Raw genomic sequence first — 16,007 nt, 5'->3', positions numbered from 1 at the left:
AAGTTGATTTTATGGTATGCTAAGAGTAAACAATCAAAAGGTGGATATTTAAAATGATCAAATTAGTAGCTATTGATATTGATGGAACACTTTTAACGAGTGACCATCGCTTAACTCAAAATGTTTGTGAGGCAATCCAATTAGCAAAAAACAGTGGAGTTACAATTGTATTATGTACAGGCAGACCGCTTGTGGGGATTGCTCCGTATTTAGAAAAATTAGATTTACTCGATTCAACAACAATAGCCATTACACAAAACGGTGCTTTAGTACAAGAAACCCAATCAAAAAAAGTGTTGAATCACTTAACTCTAACAGTTGATCAAGTGAAGCGCATTTATCAATTTTCGAACAATCAAAAAGCCCAATTAACTTTTTTTGATGAGTTGGAAATGTACCACACAGTTCTTACTCCATCTCAGCTTGTAGTAGATGATGCTAAATTGCTACATACGCATTTAACGTATCTTGATGTGGATAAATTAACGCCAGATACCTTAGTGACAAAAGGAATGTTTTTAGGAAATCCAACAGAAATTGATACATTGATTCAAGAACTTCCAGCTTCGTTTAAGGATGACTTTTATATGGTTAGAAGCGTACCTTATAACTTTGAATTTTTAAATAAACAAGCCAGTAAGGGAAAGGCACTACAAAGCCTTGCGGAATCGTTGCAATTGCAAGTAGATGAAGTGATGGCGATTGGAGATGCGGAAAATGATCGGAGTATGCTAGAGTATGCCGGACATGCAGTCGTAATGGAAAATGGCACAGAAGAAATGAAAGCACTAGCGACCTTTATTACGAAATCAAATGATGAAGATGGAGTTGCTTATGCTATCCATGAGTTGATTCTAAAAAAAACAGGTGACTGAGTCACCTGTTTTTCGGATTACTTAGTAATTGTATCTAGCCAGTCAAGTAGTAAATCTGAGATCATCGTTTGCTGTTCATTGTTGGAGATCAAAGCTGAAGTATCTCCTTTTTGTGGTCCATAGCTGCCAAAGCCAGCGTGATTTCCTCCTGTGATTGTCTGATATGTCGTTGTGGGAGGTAAGTCTTTTTTTGCCTCTTTATAACGATCCCAATTCAAGACACCGTCATGATCTGCGGTAATTGAAAGAACGGGTAAAGTTGTTTTTGCTAGCGACCCTTTTTCATCAGGATAACTGGCTAAAAAGAAAACACCTTTTAGGTTGGTTGAAGGGTGGCTTTCTGCAAAACGGCTCGCCATAACGCCTCCTAGTGAATGACCGCCAATAACGTACTCTTTAATACTATTTTCTTGAATAATGTCAGTAGCAATTTCACTTTTTAAAACGGCTAAATGAAACGGTTGGTGAATGAGATAAACAGTATAACCTCCTTCAACAGCAAGTTTTTTAGCCCAAATACTATAACTGTCTTCTTTTACTAAAGCACCTTGATAAAATAAAACACTGATTTTTTGTTTGTGTTTAGTGGGTGTAAAAACAGTCGCATTAGAAGTTGTTTTCACATTCACAGTAGCATCACTTTTTAGAGCAGATTCTGCTTGTGGGCTAGGGGAGTATGTTAGTAGATTTAGTGTTAAAAGACCTCCTAACGTTAGAGTAATCAAGACAAGTATGCTAACTAGTCCAATTTTTGTTGTACGCTTCATGATAAATTCCCATCCTTTTTAAAATTAATTCTTAAAATTAAATTAAGCTGTTTGTATTTTAACACAAAAAGGTAAGTTAGGTATGATTTAAGGCGCATTTATGGTAAAATATGAGGTGGTTACATTTGTCTGATTCAAGTTTTAATTCCTTGAATGAGAAACGACAAAAGTAAGAACGTTTTAAAAGTCATGTATAAACTATAAACAAAAAAATAGGGAGTTGTCTGTATGAGTGGATATCATATTGCGATTGTAGGTGCAACTGGAGCCGTTGGTTCAAAAATGATGGAAATGTTAGAAGAAGCAACTTTTCCAATTGAAAGTGTAACATTACTAGCATCAAAAAGATCTGCTGGAAAAGTAAAGAACTTTAAAGGAATGGAATTAGTAATCGAAGAAACAACACCGGACTCTTTTGAAGGCATTGATATTGCTTTATTTAGTGCAGGTGGAGGCATCTCAAAACAATTTGCCCCAGAAGCAGTGAAGCGTGGAGCAGTAGTGATTGATAATACAAGTGCTTATCGAATGGATTTAAATGTGCCTCTAGTTGTGCCAGAAGTGAATGAAGAAGCGTTAAGAACCCATCAAGGAATTATAGCAAATCCAAATTGTTCAACGATTCAAATGATGGTAGCGTTAGAACCTATTCGCAAAAAATACGGTTTAAAAAGAATTATTGTCTCTACTTATCAAGCTGTCAGTGGAGCAGGAATTTCAGCTATCAAAGAAATGGAAGACCAAGCGCAACACATGTTAAATAAAGAAGGCTATGAAGCTAATATTTTACCTTGTAGTGGCGATCAAAAACATTTTCCAATCGCGTTTAATGCATTGCCTCAAATTGATGTGTTTAGTGATGCGGGTTATACCTATGAAGAGTGGAAAATGATGAATGAAACGAAAAAAATTATGGCAGACGAAACGATTAAAGTTGCTGCCACTTGTGTTCGTATTCCTGTTGTTTCAGGACATTCTGAATCGATTTATTTTGAAGTAGAGGATGAATTAGCGACAGTCTTTGGGATTCAACAAGAATTAATGATTGCTCCTGGTGTGGTTTTACAAGATGATCCAGACACGCAAACTTATCCAACGCCATTAACAGCTGTTGGTAAAAAAGAGACATTTGTAGGCAGAATTCGTAAAGATTTAGATGAAGACAAAGGCTTCCATATGTGGGTTGTATCAGATAACTTACTAAAAGGTGCTGCTTGGAATTCAATTCAAATCGCTGAAAGTTTACACAAACTTGATTTAGTTAAAATTTAAATTAAGGATGTAAGAAAAGGGAACTCGTTAACGGAAAGAAAGGATGATTGATTTTGGAAATCAAAACGGCGAACATAATGACAGCAATGGTAACTCCATTTGACGATAGAGGAGACATTGACTATGAAAAGACAAAAGCTTTGATAGACTATCTTTTAGCTAATGGTACCCAAGGTTTAGTCGTTGGTGGCACTACAGGAGAATCTCCTACGTTAACTCATGATGAAAAATTGACACTTTATCAAAAAACAGTTGAATTTGTGGCAGGACGCGTGCCAATCATTGCTGGAACGGGCTCGAATAATACAGCAGAAACCGTTGCATTTACCAAAGAAGTGTCAAAAATAAAAGGCATTGCTGCTGCTTTAGTAGTGGTTCCATTTTATAACAAACCAAGTCAAGCAGGGTTATATGAACATTTCAAAGCCGTTGCGAATGCAAGTGACTTGCCAATTATGATGTACAACGTTCCGGGTCGAACTGGAATTTCAATGGATGCAAAAACAACGATTCGATTAGCTCAATTTGATTCAATTATTGGGATAAAGGAATGTGCCGGACTTGATGCTATGAGTGAAATTATTGAAGGGGCGCCAGTTGATTTCTTAGTTTATTCTGGAGAAGACAATCTAACGTTTCCTGCTAAATGTATCGGAGCAACAGGCATTATTTCGGTTGCAAGTCATGTCTTAGGAAATGAAATGGCAGAGATGTATCGTTTATTAGAAGAAGGTTTAGTAGCAGATGCAGCAAGAATTCATCGTAACCTTGTTCCTAAAATGAATAGCCTATTTACCGTTTCGTCCCCAGCACCTGTTAAAGCAAGTTTAAATCATTTGGGTATTTCTGTAGGTTCCCTGAGATTGCCGTTAATTCCTTGTACTGTGGAAGAAGAGCAAGCTATATTTAATGCATTAGAAATTTAAAAAGAACAATTAAAAGAAAGTAATAGAGGTGAAAAAATGAGCGACATTAAAATAATCGCACTTGGCGGTGTTCGTGAAAACGGTAAAAATTTATACATCGTTGAAGTGGAAGAAGAAATATACATCTTAGACTGTGGGCTCATCTACCCTGAAAATGAATTGCTAGGAATTGACGTTGTGATTCCTGATTTTAGTTATTTGGAAGAAAATAGTGACCGTATTGTAGGTGTCTTTTTAACACATGGACATGCCGATGCAATCGGAGCACTTCCTTATTTCTTACAAAAATTCAGTGTCCCTGTTTTTGGAACAGAATTAACGATTGCCTTAGCAAAACTCTTTGTTGAAAAAGATCATATTTCAAAAGGCTTTGACGACTATCATATTATTGACGAAAATACAGAGATTGAATTTGGGAATTCAGTTGTGAGTTTCTTTAAAACAACTCATACGATTCCAGACTCTGTCGGTATTGCTGTTAAAACAGATGAAGGCAGTATCGTTTATACAGGAGACTTTAAATTTGATCAAAGCGCAATTCCAATGTATCAAACCAACTTTGCAAAAATCAGTTCAATTGGCGAGAACAATGTTTTAGCCTTGCTAAGTGATTCCGAAGGTGCTGAAAGTACCGTCGAAAACGCAAGTGACTTGAAAATTGCAGGAGAAGTTTTAGATACCTTTAGAAATACAGAAGGTCGTATTATTGCAGCCTGTGTTGCAAGTAATATCCTAAGAGTTCAGCAAGTTTTAAATGCTGCTGAAAAATCAAAACGTAAAGTCTTTATTACCGGTAAAGACTTGGAAGAAATTGTTAAAACAGCAATGAAATTAAATAAAATTGAATTACCAAGTGATGAGTTAATCGTTCCTGTCAAAGACATCGATAATTATCCAGATAATGAAATTGTCGTACTTGAAACAGGGAACTTAGGCGAACCAATTCAATCCTTACAAAAAATGGCACTTGGCAGACATCGTCAAGTGAACATTAAAGAAGGCGATTTAATTTATATCACAACGACTACGTCAACTGCGATGGAAACGACTGTTGCTAAAACAGAAGACATGATTTACCGCGCGGGTGGTACTGTAAAACAAATTTCAGATAATTTAAAAGCTTCAGGTCATGGATCACAAAAAGATTTACAATTGATGATTAACTTGATGAAGCCAACTTATTTCATTCCAGTTAAAGGACAGTTCCGTTTATTATCAGCTCATGCTGAATTAGCAAATGAAGTTGGGATTCCTCATAAAAACATTTTTATTCCAGGTAAAGGCGATGTTATGGAATATAAAGATGGACGTATGAGAATGGCTGGACAAGTTGAAGCGGGCAATACAATGATTGACGGAATTGGAATTGGCGACATTGGCAATATCGTATTACGCGATCGTAAATTGTTATCCGAAGATGGTATTTTTGTTGCAGTTGTAACGATTAGCCGTAAACAAGGCAAGATTATTTCAGGCCCAGATGTAACAACAAAAGGTTTTGTATATGTAAGAGCTAATGAAGACTTAATTAAAGAAAGCAATGAAATTGTACGAACAGTTGTTGAAGAAAACTTAAGTCGTAAAGAATTTGAGTGGAGCCGTCTGAAACAAGAGATTAGAGAAGCTCTAAGTAAACATCTATTTGAAAAAACTCGTCGTAGACCAGTTATTTTACCAATTATTATGGAATCAAGTTACCGTAATAAAAAAAGAAAATAAGACAAAAAAACACTAATTTAATTGAATTAGTGTTTTTTTTTTGTCTTTTTTGAGCATTAAATTATTATTAAATAACGAAAAGAGGTATTATATAACAAAGGGAATATGGTCTGTTTAAATAAAAAAATAATGGGAATGGAAGGTGTTGGATATGCCTTATCAAACTGCTTTACTCTTACTTACAAGTTGTTCAATTTCAGTTGGAGGTCTAGGTTTAATTGTAAATAAAGAATTAACCAATCCTGAAATACTTTCAAATGCTATCCAAGCCACTTACCATCAAAAATTAAACTTAAACAAAATAAAAATTGAACATTCACAGAAAAATCTAAAATTAAGTGTTGTAAAAGGAACCGTTAATACGAATAAAATAGGTGATTACAAAGTAACTGTTGCTTTGAAAGAATCCGGAAAAACGATTGATGAAGAGGTAGTTACTATTCTTGTAAAAGATGAAACACCACCAGTAATTAGTGCTAAAGATTCTTATGAAGTAGAAGTTCATCAGCCTTTTCAACTAGGCAAAAAAATTACTATTACAGATAACTTGGATGGAGATATTACGAATGTATCGACAATATCTGATTATCAAATAGATAAAATAGGTGTCAATCATGTAACGATTTCAGCAAATGACGAAAGCGGAAATAAAATTAATAAAATAACAGAAATAAAAGTAGTTGATAAAATCCCTCCAGTCTTGAGTGCAGAAGATAAAATAACGAATATAGGTGAATCAATAGACGTAATGACATTAGTGAGTGCAAAAGATAATTACGATGGCGATTTAACTAGTAAGGTCACTGAGACAGGAAAAGTTGATTGGAATAAAGCAGGCAAATATCCTGTGAATTATGAAGTGAAAGATCAATCAGGCAATCAAACAATTCTTACTAAAACAGTAACAGTAAAAGATAAAGCTCCTCAAATTAAAGAACCTCAAGCAACGATTACTCAAACAAAAGAAAATCAAGCTATTAGCCGTCCTTCAAATCAAGCAAATCTAGTCAACCAAAAGGAGAACATCGAAGCAGCACCATCACCGGTTCCTCAAGAAGTACAGTATCAACCAAAAACAGTGAATTTAATGGGGGAATCGATTCATTATGAGAATGCCGGACAAAGTGGTGGGCAAAATTATATCGATGAAAATCCTGGAAATGCATCAACTTGGGGTGGTGCTGCCGTGCAGTCAGGAACAGATGGATTAAATACCCACATTATCGGTCATAATCCGGGAGCTTTTTCAGGAATTTGGAATTTAGGAATTGGAAGTACAATTGTGGTCACCGATGCTGCAAATCATCCGACAGTCTACCATATTCAACGTATCTATCAAGTCACACAAAACGCAGTTGGGATAGCCGATGGTGTCAATTATTGGGATCGAATGATTGGAACTGGTGGGGGAGAGCGAGTTACCCTTCAAACATGTGAAAATAGTAGTGGAAGTGTAGATTGGGTAATTGAGGCTTCAGCGTAAAAAATGAACTCAAACTCAAACAGAAACAATTTAAAAATGAAGGGCTTTGGAATGGATAGACTCTTATCTACTCTAAAGCCCTTGCTCTTTGTAACTTGACCTATATAGTCTAATTAGACTATAATAGATGGAACGGTCTAATTAGACTATCTATATATAATGATTGAAAGAAGGAATTAACTAATGATACACTCATTTTTAATGTTGGGACAATCCAATATGGCTGGACGAGGATTTATCAAAGAGGTACAACCTATTTATAATGAAAGAATCCAAATGCTTCGTAATGGACGTTGGCAAATGATGACTGAGCCAATTAACTATGATCGTCCTGTTGCTGGAGTTGGACTAGCAGCTTCATTCGCTGAAGCTTGGTGTGAGAAGAATAAAGAAGATCAAATAGGTTTAATTCCTTGCGCTGAAGGCGGCAGTATAATAGATGAATGGCATCCAGATGGAATTCTATTTCGTCATGCCATTAGCCAAGCAAAATTTGCGATGGAAAATAGTCAACTAACAGGAATCCTTTGGCACCAAGGAGAAAGCGATAGCACTCCAGAGCGTTTTCTAGATTACTATGAAAAGTTATTACATGTTATCAAAGCATTTAGAACAGAGCTTAATGCTGCTAATCTACCATTAATGATAGGCGGTATGCCTGATTTTTTAGGGAAAAGTGGTTTTGGAATTAGTTGTACAAAACATCATGCTGTTGATCAAGCCTTGCAAAAAGTTGCTTTTGAACAGGAATATTGTTACTTTGTGACTGCAGCAGAACTGACAGCAAATCCTGATGGAATTCATATCAACGCTCTTTCACAACGTCGCTTTGGTTTACGTTACTTCGAGGCCTTTGATAACAGCCGACATGTAATGGAACCGCTAGAAGGTGAAGAAAAAAGACTGGGGAATTTAAGCAAAAGAGTGTACACCCAAGGGGAAAAAATTTATTTGGCAAGTATGGAGATGGCATTAGGAACTATTAGTTATCCTGAATTTGAAGCGAAGTTGGGAAATCTTTTTCGAAAATAAAAGGAGGGTCTGTTTTTTGATTCCATTAATTATCTTAGGTCTATTAAAGCAAAATCCAGGCTCGTATGGCTACGAACTCTTAGCCCTTATGGACTTACGCTACTATAAATATATCGTGAATTATACTAAAGGCTCTTTTTATTATCATTTGCAACAAATGGAAGAAAAGGGACTTATTAATAAGATAGAACCGATAGCCGTGAAAAATACCCATGAGGCTCACCACTATGTGATGACTGAATTAGGCGAGAAAGAGTTTGAGAAGTTGATGCATAAGTACGGAACAAAAACTGATTATGTTAAACTATCATTTTTTGGTGCGATGCTATTTGTTGAGGAATATCCTAGCGAAAAGTTTGAAGAAATTGTAAAAGAGCAACTAACTGAAACAAAGAACAGAATTAATTTATTAGAACAGTCACTTAAAACCGAGCAGGAGTTGCCAACCTATTTTAGAAAGATGCTAGAAAATTCTAGGTCTCATCATATAGTGAATTTAGAATGGTTTGAAGAGATGTTAACTAATGAGGAAATAAATGAAAGTTGACTAAATTATACGCAAAAAAGCTTGCTGAATTTCAAACTAATTGAAATTCAGCAAGCTTTTTATTATTTTTTTAAATCTTCAATCGAATTGATATTTTCCATATAAGTTGGAACAACTAAACCAAGTTGCGCCCCTTCAAGATTGGGTCCTAAGTCATCGACTTTATCTTTATAATCTTTGTAAAAGGCTCCAGAAGTACGTGGCAACCATGCAGCGACCATACCATCTGCAGCATCCGTTGCAACAGATGCCCACATTGGTTGAATTTCCATTGCCTGAATCGTTGTGTCATAGCCTAATTGGTTTAAGACTAGAGCGACCACATTTGTAGAAGCAATTTCAGAATCCCAAGCAACATAGGTTAATTTTAACTTATGGTTGTCAACTTTTGAAACACCTTTTGTCCATTCAGCGACTGCATCAGGATTTGCTTTAATCCATTTTTCAGCAGCTTTTTCAGGATCCATCCCATTGTTGACATCTAACATCACGTCAGACATCTCTTCTGGCGTCCAGTGGAAGCGATCTAGCACCGTGTAAGCAGAAGGTTCATCTTTTTTTAAACCTTGGCGCACGATCGTATGGATGCTTTCAGCAGTACCGAAAGATTCTTTAGGATCTTTTAAGAATTTTAAATCATATTTAGTAAACATCCAGTGAGGCGTCCAACCTGTTACAACAATTGGTCGCTTATCTTTGATTGCTTTTTCAAGTGTACTTGTCATGGCAGCAGAAGAGCTTGGTTGCAATTGCCAATTTGTTAATTTGTAATCTTCAATCGCTTTATCCGTTGCAGACATAATACCGCCACCTGCATCGATTCCTGTAATCGTGTAATTGATTTGTTCACCAAGTGGTTTTTTTGCATCATAAGGTTCAAGACCAGTAGCACAACTACTTAATAGAATCAAAAAGGAGGCAGCTAATAACAGCGTCATTAATTTTTTCATCATTGATTCCTCCTTAGCGAGTTCGTTTATCTTTTGTAAATGCTTGAGTCAAACGGTCTAAAATGATAGCTAAAATAACGATTGCTAAACCAGCAGTAAATCCGTTACCAGCGTCATTACGACCAACAGCAAAGTAAACTTTTGTTCCAAGTCCCATTGTTCCAATCATTGAAGCAATAACAACCATTGAAAGAGCAAGCATGATACTTTGGTTAATCCCAGCCATAATGGTTGATTTTGCGATTGGCAACTCGACTTTAAAAAGTTTTTGCCAACCAGTTGATCCAAATGAATCTGCAGCTTCATCTAATTCAGTTGGGACACTACGAATACCTAGGTTTGTCATACGAACTGTTGGAGGCATTGCAAAAATAACAGAAGCAACAACCCCAGGCACCATTCCAATACCAAAGAAGGCAACAGCAGGAATCAAGTAAACGAAAGCTGGCATTGTTTGCATAAAGTCAAGAATCGGACGGATGATTTTTTCAGCAATTCTGCTTTTTGACATCCAAATACCAAGAGGTACGCCGATTACTAAGGCAACAAAACTACTTGTTAAGACTAACGTTAAGGTCTGAGTCATATCACGCCAGAACCCTAAGTTCCAAATAAACAATAAGCCAAAGAATGAAAAGGCAATTAGTCCCCATTTTTTTCCGTTGCGGTTAACGTAGTAAACGCATGCTACAACAAGGACGATAAACAGCCAAATTGGTAAAATATCAAAGACCCATTGGAAAACGCTAGCGATGCTTGCGATAATCACGGAAATTACATTAAAGAATCCTTCAAATTTTGTTAAGTTTTCAACGAGTGAATCAATCCAATCAGCGATTGGAATCATTGGTATATTAGACATGTTGTGGTACCTCATTTCCTGCTAACGCAGCCAGAACAGAACCGCGCACAATTATTCCTTTAAGTTTGTTATTTTCAATAACGGCCATTGGAACCGCCATAGTTGAAACAGTGTCCATCAAATCAGCGATAGGTGTATCTGGTTCAGTTGTTACGATGTCACGGTGAATGATTTCTTCAAGCGACGATTTCTTTTCATTGATTAAATCTAAGACTTCTTTAGCATGAACCATTCCAATTAACTCACGATGACGATTGACAACAAAAATACTTGAGATGCTTTCTTCACGCATGCGTTTTAAGGCAACACGAGGTCCATCTTTTTCGATTGAAATAGTAGACGGGCGAATCATCACATTGCTTGCTGTAAAGACTTTAGAGCGATCCACATCTTCGATAAATTTCTCAACATAGTCGTTTTCAGGACTCGTTAAGATATCTTCAGGGGTACCGGTTTGAACAACAGCACCATCGCGCATAATCATAATACGATCGCCGATTCTTAAGGCTTCATTTAAGTCATGAGTGATAAAAATAATTGTTTTTTGAACAGTACTTTGTAATTCTAACAATTGATTTTGCATTTCTTTTCGGTTTAATGGATCTAAGGCAGAGAAGGCTTCATCCATCAATAAAATATCTGGGTTATTCGCTAATGCTCTTGCAAGACCAACACGTTGTTGCATCCCACCTGATAATTGGTCTGGGTATTGTTCCCCATAGCCATTTAAGCCAACTAAATCCAACGCTTCATTGGCACGTTGTGTGCGTTCGCTTTTATCAATATCTTGAATTTCTAAGCCATATTCTGTATTTTTTAAAATAGTACGATTTGGAAACAAGCCGAAATTCTGGAAAACCATACTCATACTTTTACGACGAGTTTCGCGTAAGGTCTTTTTATCCATATTGACTAAATCAACATCATCTAAATAAATATCGCCAGATGTTGGTTCAATCAGACGATTTAGCAGACGAATCAAGGTTGATTTCCCACTACCTGACAATCCCATAATTACAAAAATCTCGCCTTCTTCAACGTTGAAACTTACGTTATCAACCCCGATAGTAGCGCCTGTTTCTTTTAAGATGTCTTTCTTAGACTGACCATCTTTTAACATCGAAAGTGCTTTAGCGCTTTTTTTCCCAAATACTTTGGTAAGATGTTCAACTTTAATTTTTGACAAAACAATTTCCTCCTTTTTTAATCAAACACTGTAGTTTAATTAAAACACGATACGAACAAAATGAAATGACAATGACCTAGAAGACAAGGAAGTATTTCCCTGCAGTAAATCAAAATGATTAAGCTCTTTTTGTTATTTCGGTTTCAATTAATCTGTTTTGTACATTGAAAATGCCCTGATTTAAAAAGCATGTCTATTATTCTAACATTAAATAAAAGAAAATGAAAACTGATTTGTTTTCAAAAAAAGCTTGAAAAGTCGGGTTATCCGCATTGTAGTAGTCGTTAGAAAGAATTTAAAAAAATTTTTATTTTCACGAAGAAACCGCTTACCTTAATAAAGAAAAAGTTGTTTTTCTACTATTAAAATTGTATTCTAAAAAAGAATGACGGGTTTAATAAAGGGTGGAGGTGAAAGAAAACGTGACGAATAAAATGAAAAAACAAATTTTAGAGGATACAAAAGAGTTTGTCTTTCAAACGCTAAATAACGAAAAAAGCGGACATGATTGGTTTCATATTCAACGAGTGGTAAATTTGACTAAACAAATTACACAGCAAGAAGCAGGACAGGTAGATGCTTTTGTTTGTGAAATGGCCGCATTACTTCATGATATACCTGATGAAAAACTTAACGTAACGCCAGAAATCGGGAAACAACGAGTGGAACATTGGTTGAAGAGTCAAAAGCTAGCGTTAGTAGATCAAACAGCTATTTTAACGATAGTCTTAAACCTTTCTTATAAAGGTGGAACGAACAAAGTACAGTTAGAAACCATTGAAGGGAAAATTGTTCAAGACGCAGATCGATTGGATGCAATGGGAGCCATAGGGATTGCTAGAACAATGATTTATTCAGGGCATCATGGTCGACCGATGCACGACCCGGCAAAGCAACCAAGAACGAACATGACGTTAGCAGAATATCGCTCTAACGAAGACACGGCGATTATGCATTTTTATGAAAAGTTATTAAAGTTAAAAGATACCATGAATACAACTACTGGAAAAAAATTAGCCAATGAAAGACATTTGTATATGGAAAACTATTTAAAAGAGTTTTTTGCAGAATGGAATGGCGAAAAGTAGCAAATTCTAGAATTAACTTGTTTCTATATTATGATAGAAGCAAGTTTTTATTTTATGAGTGTAGTGAATAAATAGAATGATTATACATATCAACTATTTTTGATTAAGCAACTGTTGGAAAAGCTTTACACATCAATGGTTCACTTAAATAAGTCTGTTGAAACAGTAAAAGAATAGAAAGTAAAGGCTTACAATAAGATGGGTTTTTAGTTAGAAAACGAGGTTAATAAACTAGTTTTTTTGTGGGTTGTGATACAATAAACATGAGTAGAACATGCATACTCATTCAATCAATTCCGAATCACAAAAGGAGGAAGGCAAGTGAATAAGAAAAAATTTACGATGCCCACATCGTATACCGTTTTATTTTTAATTATTGTGGCAATTGCTATTTTAACTTGGTTGATCCCATCGGGTGCTTATGAGACCACTAAAGCAGGCAATATTATTGCAGGAACTTATCATCAAACTGCTTCTCATCCACAAGGATTATGGGATATTTTTATGGCACCAATTAGAGGGATGCTAGGAACTGAAACAACGCCAGGCGCAATGGAAATTTCATTTTTTATTATTGTAATTGGTGGCTTTTTAGGGGTTATTACAAAAACAGGAGCATTGGACGCGGGAATTAGTTCAGTGGTAAAAAATAATAAGGGACGTGAAAAACGTCTTATTCCCATTTTAATGATTTTATTTGCATTAGGCGGTACCTCATTTGGAATGGCAGAAGAGACAATGGCCTTTTATCCGTTGTTGATTCCAGTCATGATTGCAGTAGGCTTTGACTCCATTGTAGCGGTTGGAATTGTGTTAATTGGTTCACAAATTGGATGTTTGGCCTCAACAACAAACCCCTTTGCAACAGGTGTGGCTTCACAAGCATTAGGAATTAGTCCAGGAGATGGCATTATTTGGCGGATTCTTTTATTGGTAGTGACCTTGTCTGCTGGAATTATTTATGTGTATCGTTACGCATCAAAAATCGAAAAAAATCCAGAAGCTTCTCTAATGTATCATCAACGAGAAGCTGATTTAGAACATTTTAAAATCAATGAAAATATGGAAAGTATTACACCAAAACAAAAAAAAGTATTAACTCTTTTTATTTTAACTTTTGTTATTATGATTTTTGGTCTGATTCCGTGGTCATCGATTAATCCAAAATGGACCATTTTTGAAACTTTTAATACATGGTTAACGAACCTTCCATTATTGGGGGCATTAATTGGAAAAGATATCGCTCCTTTTGGAACGTGGTATTTTACTGAAATTACAATGCTGATGTTTTTAATGGCAGTTATTATTGGAATTGTTTATCGTATGAAAGAGGAAGATTTTGTTTCAACTTTTATTAGTGGTGCAGGGGAATTACTGGGGGTCGCTTTAATTTGTGCGATTGCAAGAGGGATTCAAGTGGTAATGAACGACGGAATGATAACAGCGACTGTTTTACATTGGGGCGAACAAGGACTAAGTGGCTTATCTTCAGTTGTCTTTATTGTGCTAACCTTTATTTTCTATATTCCAATGTCTTTCTTAATTCCTTCTACTTCTGGCTTAGCAGCAGCTACAATGGGGATTATTGGACCAATGGGGAATTTTGCTGGTGTGCCAGAGCATTTGGTTGTAACGGCTTATCAAGCAGGTTCAGGTATTGTGAACTTAATTACACCAACGTCAGGGGTTGTCATGGGTGGTTTGGCTTTAGCAAGGGTTGACTTGACGATTTGGTTGAAATTTATGGTAAAATTAATTGTCATCTTGTTTATTTTGACTTGTATCGTACTAGGCATTGCAGCAGTGATGTAAGTACGAATCTTAAAAAATAATGGAAAGAAGGGCTAAATTGTGAAATCATTTGTTACAAAAGAACACCAAGCAGCTTGTATTGAAACCATTCAAACATTAATTAGTTACCCATCTTATTTAAGAGAAACGAATACTGAAGGCACCTTATTTGGCAAGGACATTCAAAAGGTATTAGAAAAAACATTGGACATTTGTCAAGATCTAGGGTTTAAAACCTATCTAGATCCAGAAGGCTATTATGGATATGCAGATTATGGAGATGGAAAAGAAATTTTAGCCGTTCTTTGTCATTTAGATGTTGTGCCACCAGGCAATGAAGAGTTATGGGAAACACCAGCATTTGAAGGTGTGATTCGTGATGACTTTTTATTTGGACGTGGTTCACAAGACGATAAAGGGCCAGCGATGGCAGCTCTTTATGGAATGAAAGCCTTGATTGATGCAGAAGTTGAATTTGATAAACGAATTCGCTTTATCTTTGGAACGGATGAAGAAAACTTATGGCGATGTATGGATAAATACAATGAAAAAGAAGAAAAAGCAGTAATGGGTTTTGCACCAGACGCTGAATTTCCTTTAACATTTGCTGAAAAAGGTTTGTTACAAGTAAAACTAAAAGGCAAAGGATCAAAGGGTATTGCAGTGGCATGTGGAGATGCATTAAACGTTGTTCCAGCAGAAGCACGATACAAAGGTCCACTTAAAGAAGCCTTGAAATCCGAACTTGAAAAATTAGGATTTAACTATAAGATGGAAAATGAAACTGTGGTGGTTTTAGGGAAATCCATTCATTCAAAAGATGCAAACCAAGGAATCAATGCCGTTACTCGTTTAGCAATGGCTCTTCAAATGATTACAAAATCAGAAGCCATTGATTTTATTGCAAATGAAGTCAAGGAAGATGCACGTGGAATCAAGCTATTTGGCGAAGTAGAAGATAATGCTTCTGGTATTTTGACCTTCAACGTTGCTTCTTTAAAAGTAGATGAAAACGAGTCCGTAATTGGTATTGATATTCGCATTCCAGTGACTGTTAACAAAGACGAGATCGTTGCAACACTTACGGAAGTAGCGAAAAAGTATCATCTCAAATATGAAGAATTTGATTATCTAGCGTCACTTTATGTGCCTTTAGAATCAACATTAGTTGAAACATTATTAGGCGTATATCGTGATAAAACAGGGGATCTCTCAGATCCAATGACGTCAGGCGGAGCAACTTTTGCTAGAACAATGGATAATTGTGTGGCATTTGGTGCGGTTTTCCCAGATTCTCCGATTACTTTTCATGAAGCAAATGAAAAAATGTCCTTGCGAGATATCTATGGAGCTATGGACATTTACGCGGAGGCAATTTATCGTTTGGCAGGCAAGTAAACTTTTGAGACTAGAAGATTTTTCTTCTAGTCTTTTTTCATAAAAATTTTCTAATTTAAGGCAACATGATATACTAAAATAAAAGAAATTCGTATGGAGAGAGGTGTAAGG

At 36.0% G+C, this 16,007-nt stretch carries 14 protein-coding genes; 10 read left to right on the top strand and 4 right to left on the bottom strand.

All coding sequences use genetic code 11. The features are described 5' to 3' along the window. Nucleotides 1-53: 53 nt before the first annotated feature. Nucleotides 54-875 carry a Cof-type HAD-IIB family hydrolase gene (locus AC07SW_RS01450; protein WP_494632118.1) on the top strand — a complete coding sequence of 274 codons (822 nt, stop codon included), beginning with the start codon at nucleotides 54-56 and terminating at the stop codon, nucleotides 873-875. A gap of 17 nt (nucleotides 876-892) precedes the next feature. Here the strand turns inward: AC07SW_RS01450 and AC07SW_RS01445 are convergent, their stop codons facing one another. After that, entirely contained in the window at nucleotides 893-1,642 is a 750-nt protein-coding gene (locus AC07SW_RS01445; protein WP_034569339.1) for an alpha/beta hydrolase, read from the bottom strand. Nucleotides 1,643-1,870: 228 nt separating this feature from the next. Here AC07SW_RS01445 and AC07SW_RS01440 point away from each other — a divergent pair, with 228 nt between their 5' ends. The 6 genes from AC07SW_RS01440 to AC07SW_RS01415 all read left to right on the top strand — a co-directional run bounded on the left by AC07SW_RS01440 (nucleotide 1,871) and on the right by AC07SW_RS01415 (nucleotide 8,621). Then, nucleotides 1,871-2,914: an aspartate-semialdehyde dehydrogenase gene (locus AC07SW_RS01440; protein WP_034569341.1), complete on the top strand. Its 1,044-nt coding sequence runs from the start codon at nucleotides 1,871-1,873 to the stop codon at nucleotides 2,912-2,914. A 53-nt stretch (nucleotides 2,915-2,967) separates the two neighbouring features. Then, nucleotides 2,968-3,840 carry a 4-hydroxy-tetrahydrodipicolinate synthase gene (gene dapA / locus AC07SW_RS01435; RefSeq protein ID WP_463684496.1) on the top strand — a complete coding sequence of 291 codons (873 nt, stop codon included), beginning with the start codon at nucleotides 2,968-2,970 and terminating at the stop codon, nucleotides 3,838-3,840. Nucleotides 3,841-3,876: 36 nt separating this feature from the next. Next, on the top strand, nucleotides 3,877-5,559 hold the full coding sequence (locus tag AC07SW_RS01430; RefSeq protein ID WP_034569347.1) for a ribonuclease J: 1,683 nt from the start codon (nucleotides 3,877-3,879) through the stop codon (nucleotides 5,557-5,559). A gap of 151 nt (nucleotides 5,560-5,710) precedes the next feature. Next, nucleotides 5,711-7,042, top strand: coding sequence for an immunoglobulin-like domain-containing protein (locus AC07SW_RS01425; RefSeq protein WP_051915624.1), 1,332 nt, complete (start codon nucleotides 5,711-5,713; stop codon nucleotides 7,040-7,042). Between the two features lie 183 nt (nucleotides 7,043-7,225). Further along, nucleotides 7,226-8,074, top strand: coding sequence for a sialate O-acetylesterase (locus tag AC07SW_RS01420; RefSeq protein ID WP_135023825.1), 849 nt, complete (start codon nucleotides 7,226-7,228; stop codon nucleotides 8,072-8,074). Nucleotides 8,075-8,090: 16 nt separating this feature from the next. After that, nucleotides 8,091-8,621, top strand: a complete 531-nt coding sequence (locus tag AC07SW_RS01415; RefSeq protein WP_034569351.1) for a PadR family transcriptional regulator — start codon at nucleotides 8,091-8,093, stop codon at nucleotides 8,619-8,621. A 62-nt stretch (nucleotides 8,622-8,683) separates the two neighbouring features. Here the strand turns inward: AC07SW_RS01415 and AC07SW_RS01410 are convergent, their stop codons facing one another. Genes AC07SW_RS01410 through AC07SW_RS01400 form a run of 3 tightly spaced genes read right to left on the bottom strand, consistent with a single transcriptional unit; the run spans nucleotide 8,684 to nucleotide 11,619 of the window. Next, the gene (locus tag AC07SW_RS01410; RefSeq protein ID WP_119908139.1) at nucleotides 8,684-9,571 is read right to left on the bottom strand and encodes a glycine betaine ABC transporter substrate-binding protein; all 888 of its coding nucleotides are present in this window, start codon (nucleotides 9,569-9,571) and stop codon (nucleotides 8,684-8,686) included. Between the two features lie 13 nt (nucleotides 9,572-9,584). Then, nucleotides 9,585-10,433: an ABC transporter permease gene (locus tag AC07SW_RS01405; protein WP_034569355.1), complete on the bottom strand. Its 849-nt coding sequence runs from the start codon at nucleotides 10,431-10,433 to the stop codon at nucleotides 9,585-9,587. Continuing rightward, complete coding sequence (locus AC07SW_RS01400) at nucleotides 10,426-11,619, bottom strand: quaternary amine ABC transporter ATP-binding protein (protein ID WP_034569357.1); 1,194 nt, start codon at nucleotides 11,617-11,619, stop codon at nucleotides 10,426-10,428. The genes AC07SW_RS01405 and AC07SW_RS01400 overlap by 8 nt, the downstream gene beginning before the upstream one ends. Before the next feature lie 434 nt (nucleotides 11,620-12,053). Between AC07SW_RS01400 and AC07SW_RS01395 the strand changes: the two genes are divergently transcribed. The 3 genes from AC07SW_RS01395 (at nucleotide 12,054) to AC07SW_RS01385 (ending at nucleotide 15,896) form a co-directional block, all read left to right on the top strand. Continuing rightward, nucleotides 12,054-12,707, top strand: a complete 654-nt coding sequence (locus AC07SW_RS01395) for an HD domain-containing protein (RefSeq protein WP_135023955.1) — start codon at nucleotides 12,054-12,056, stop codon at nucleotides 12,705-12,707. 342 nt (nucleotides 12,708-13,049) lie between these two features. Continuing rightward, complete coding sequence (locus tag AC07SW_RS01390; RefSeq protein ID WP_135018719.1) at nucleotides 13,050-14,519, top strand: YfcC family protein; 1,470 nt, start codon at nucleotides 13,050-13,052, stop codon at nucleotides 14,517-14,519. 39 nt (nucleotides 14,520-14,558) lie between these two features. Then, nucleotides 14,559-15,896 (top strand): M20 family metallopeptidase, encoded by a 1,338-nt coding sequence (locus AC07SW_RS01385; RefSeq protein WP_135023818.1) that lies wholly within the window; start codon nucleotides 14,559-14,561, stop codon nucleotides 15,894-15,896. The last annotated feature ends 111 nt before the right edge of the window (nucleotides 15,897-16,007 follow it).

This window comes from Carnobacterium sp. GW821-FHT04C06, assembly GCF_059420345.1.
Note: the sequence above shows the minus strand (reverse complement) of the source record. Positions and strands in the feature narration are given on the sequence as shown.

Bases quoted from the DNA above. Each gene is read 5' to 3' on its own strand.
- AC07SW_RS01440 (WP_034569341.1), top strand. From the start codon at position 1,871: ATGAGTGGATATCATATTGCGATTGTAGGTGCAACTGGAGCCGTTGGT.
- AC07SW_RS01390 (WP_135018719.1), top strand. From the start codon at position 13,050: ATGCCCACATCGTATACCGTTTTATTTTTAATTATTGTGGCAATTGCT.
- AC07SW_RS01405 (WP_034569355.1), bottom strand. From the start codon at position 10,433: ATGTCTAATATACCAATGATTCCAATCGCTGATTGGATTGATTCACTC.
- AC07SW_RS01425 (WP_051915624.1), top strand. From the start codon at position 5,711: ATGCCTTATCAAACTGCTTTACTCTTACTTACAAGTTGTTCAATTTCA.
- AC07SW_RS01445 (WP_034569339.1), bottom strand. From the start codon at position 1,642: ATGAAGCGTACAACAAAAATTGGACTAGTTAGCATACTTGTCTTGATT.
- AC07SW_RS01410 (WP_119908139.1), bottom strand. From the start codon at position 9,571: ATGAAAAAATTAATGACGCTGTTATTAGCTGCCTCCTTTTTGATTCTA.
- AC07SW_RS01430 (WP_034569347.1), top strand. From the start codon at position 3,877: ATGAGCGACATTAAAATAATCGCACTTGGCGGTGTTCGTGAAAACGGT.
- AC07SW_RS01420 (WP_135023825.1), top strand. From the start codon at position 7,226: ATGATACACTCATTTTTAATGTTGGGACAATCCAATATGGCTGGACGA.
- AC07SW_RS01450 (WP_494632118.1), top strand. From the start codon at position 54: ATGATCAAATTAGTAGCTATTGATATTGATGGAACACTTTTAACGAGT.
- AC07SW_RS01395 (WP_135023955.1), top strand. From the start codon at position 12,054: ATGAAAAAACAAATTTTAGAGGATACAAAAGAGTTTGTCTTTCAAACG.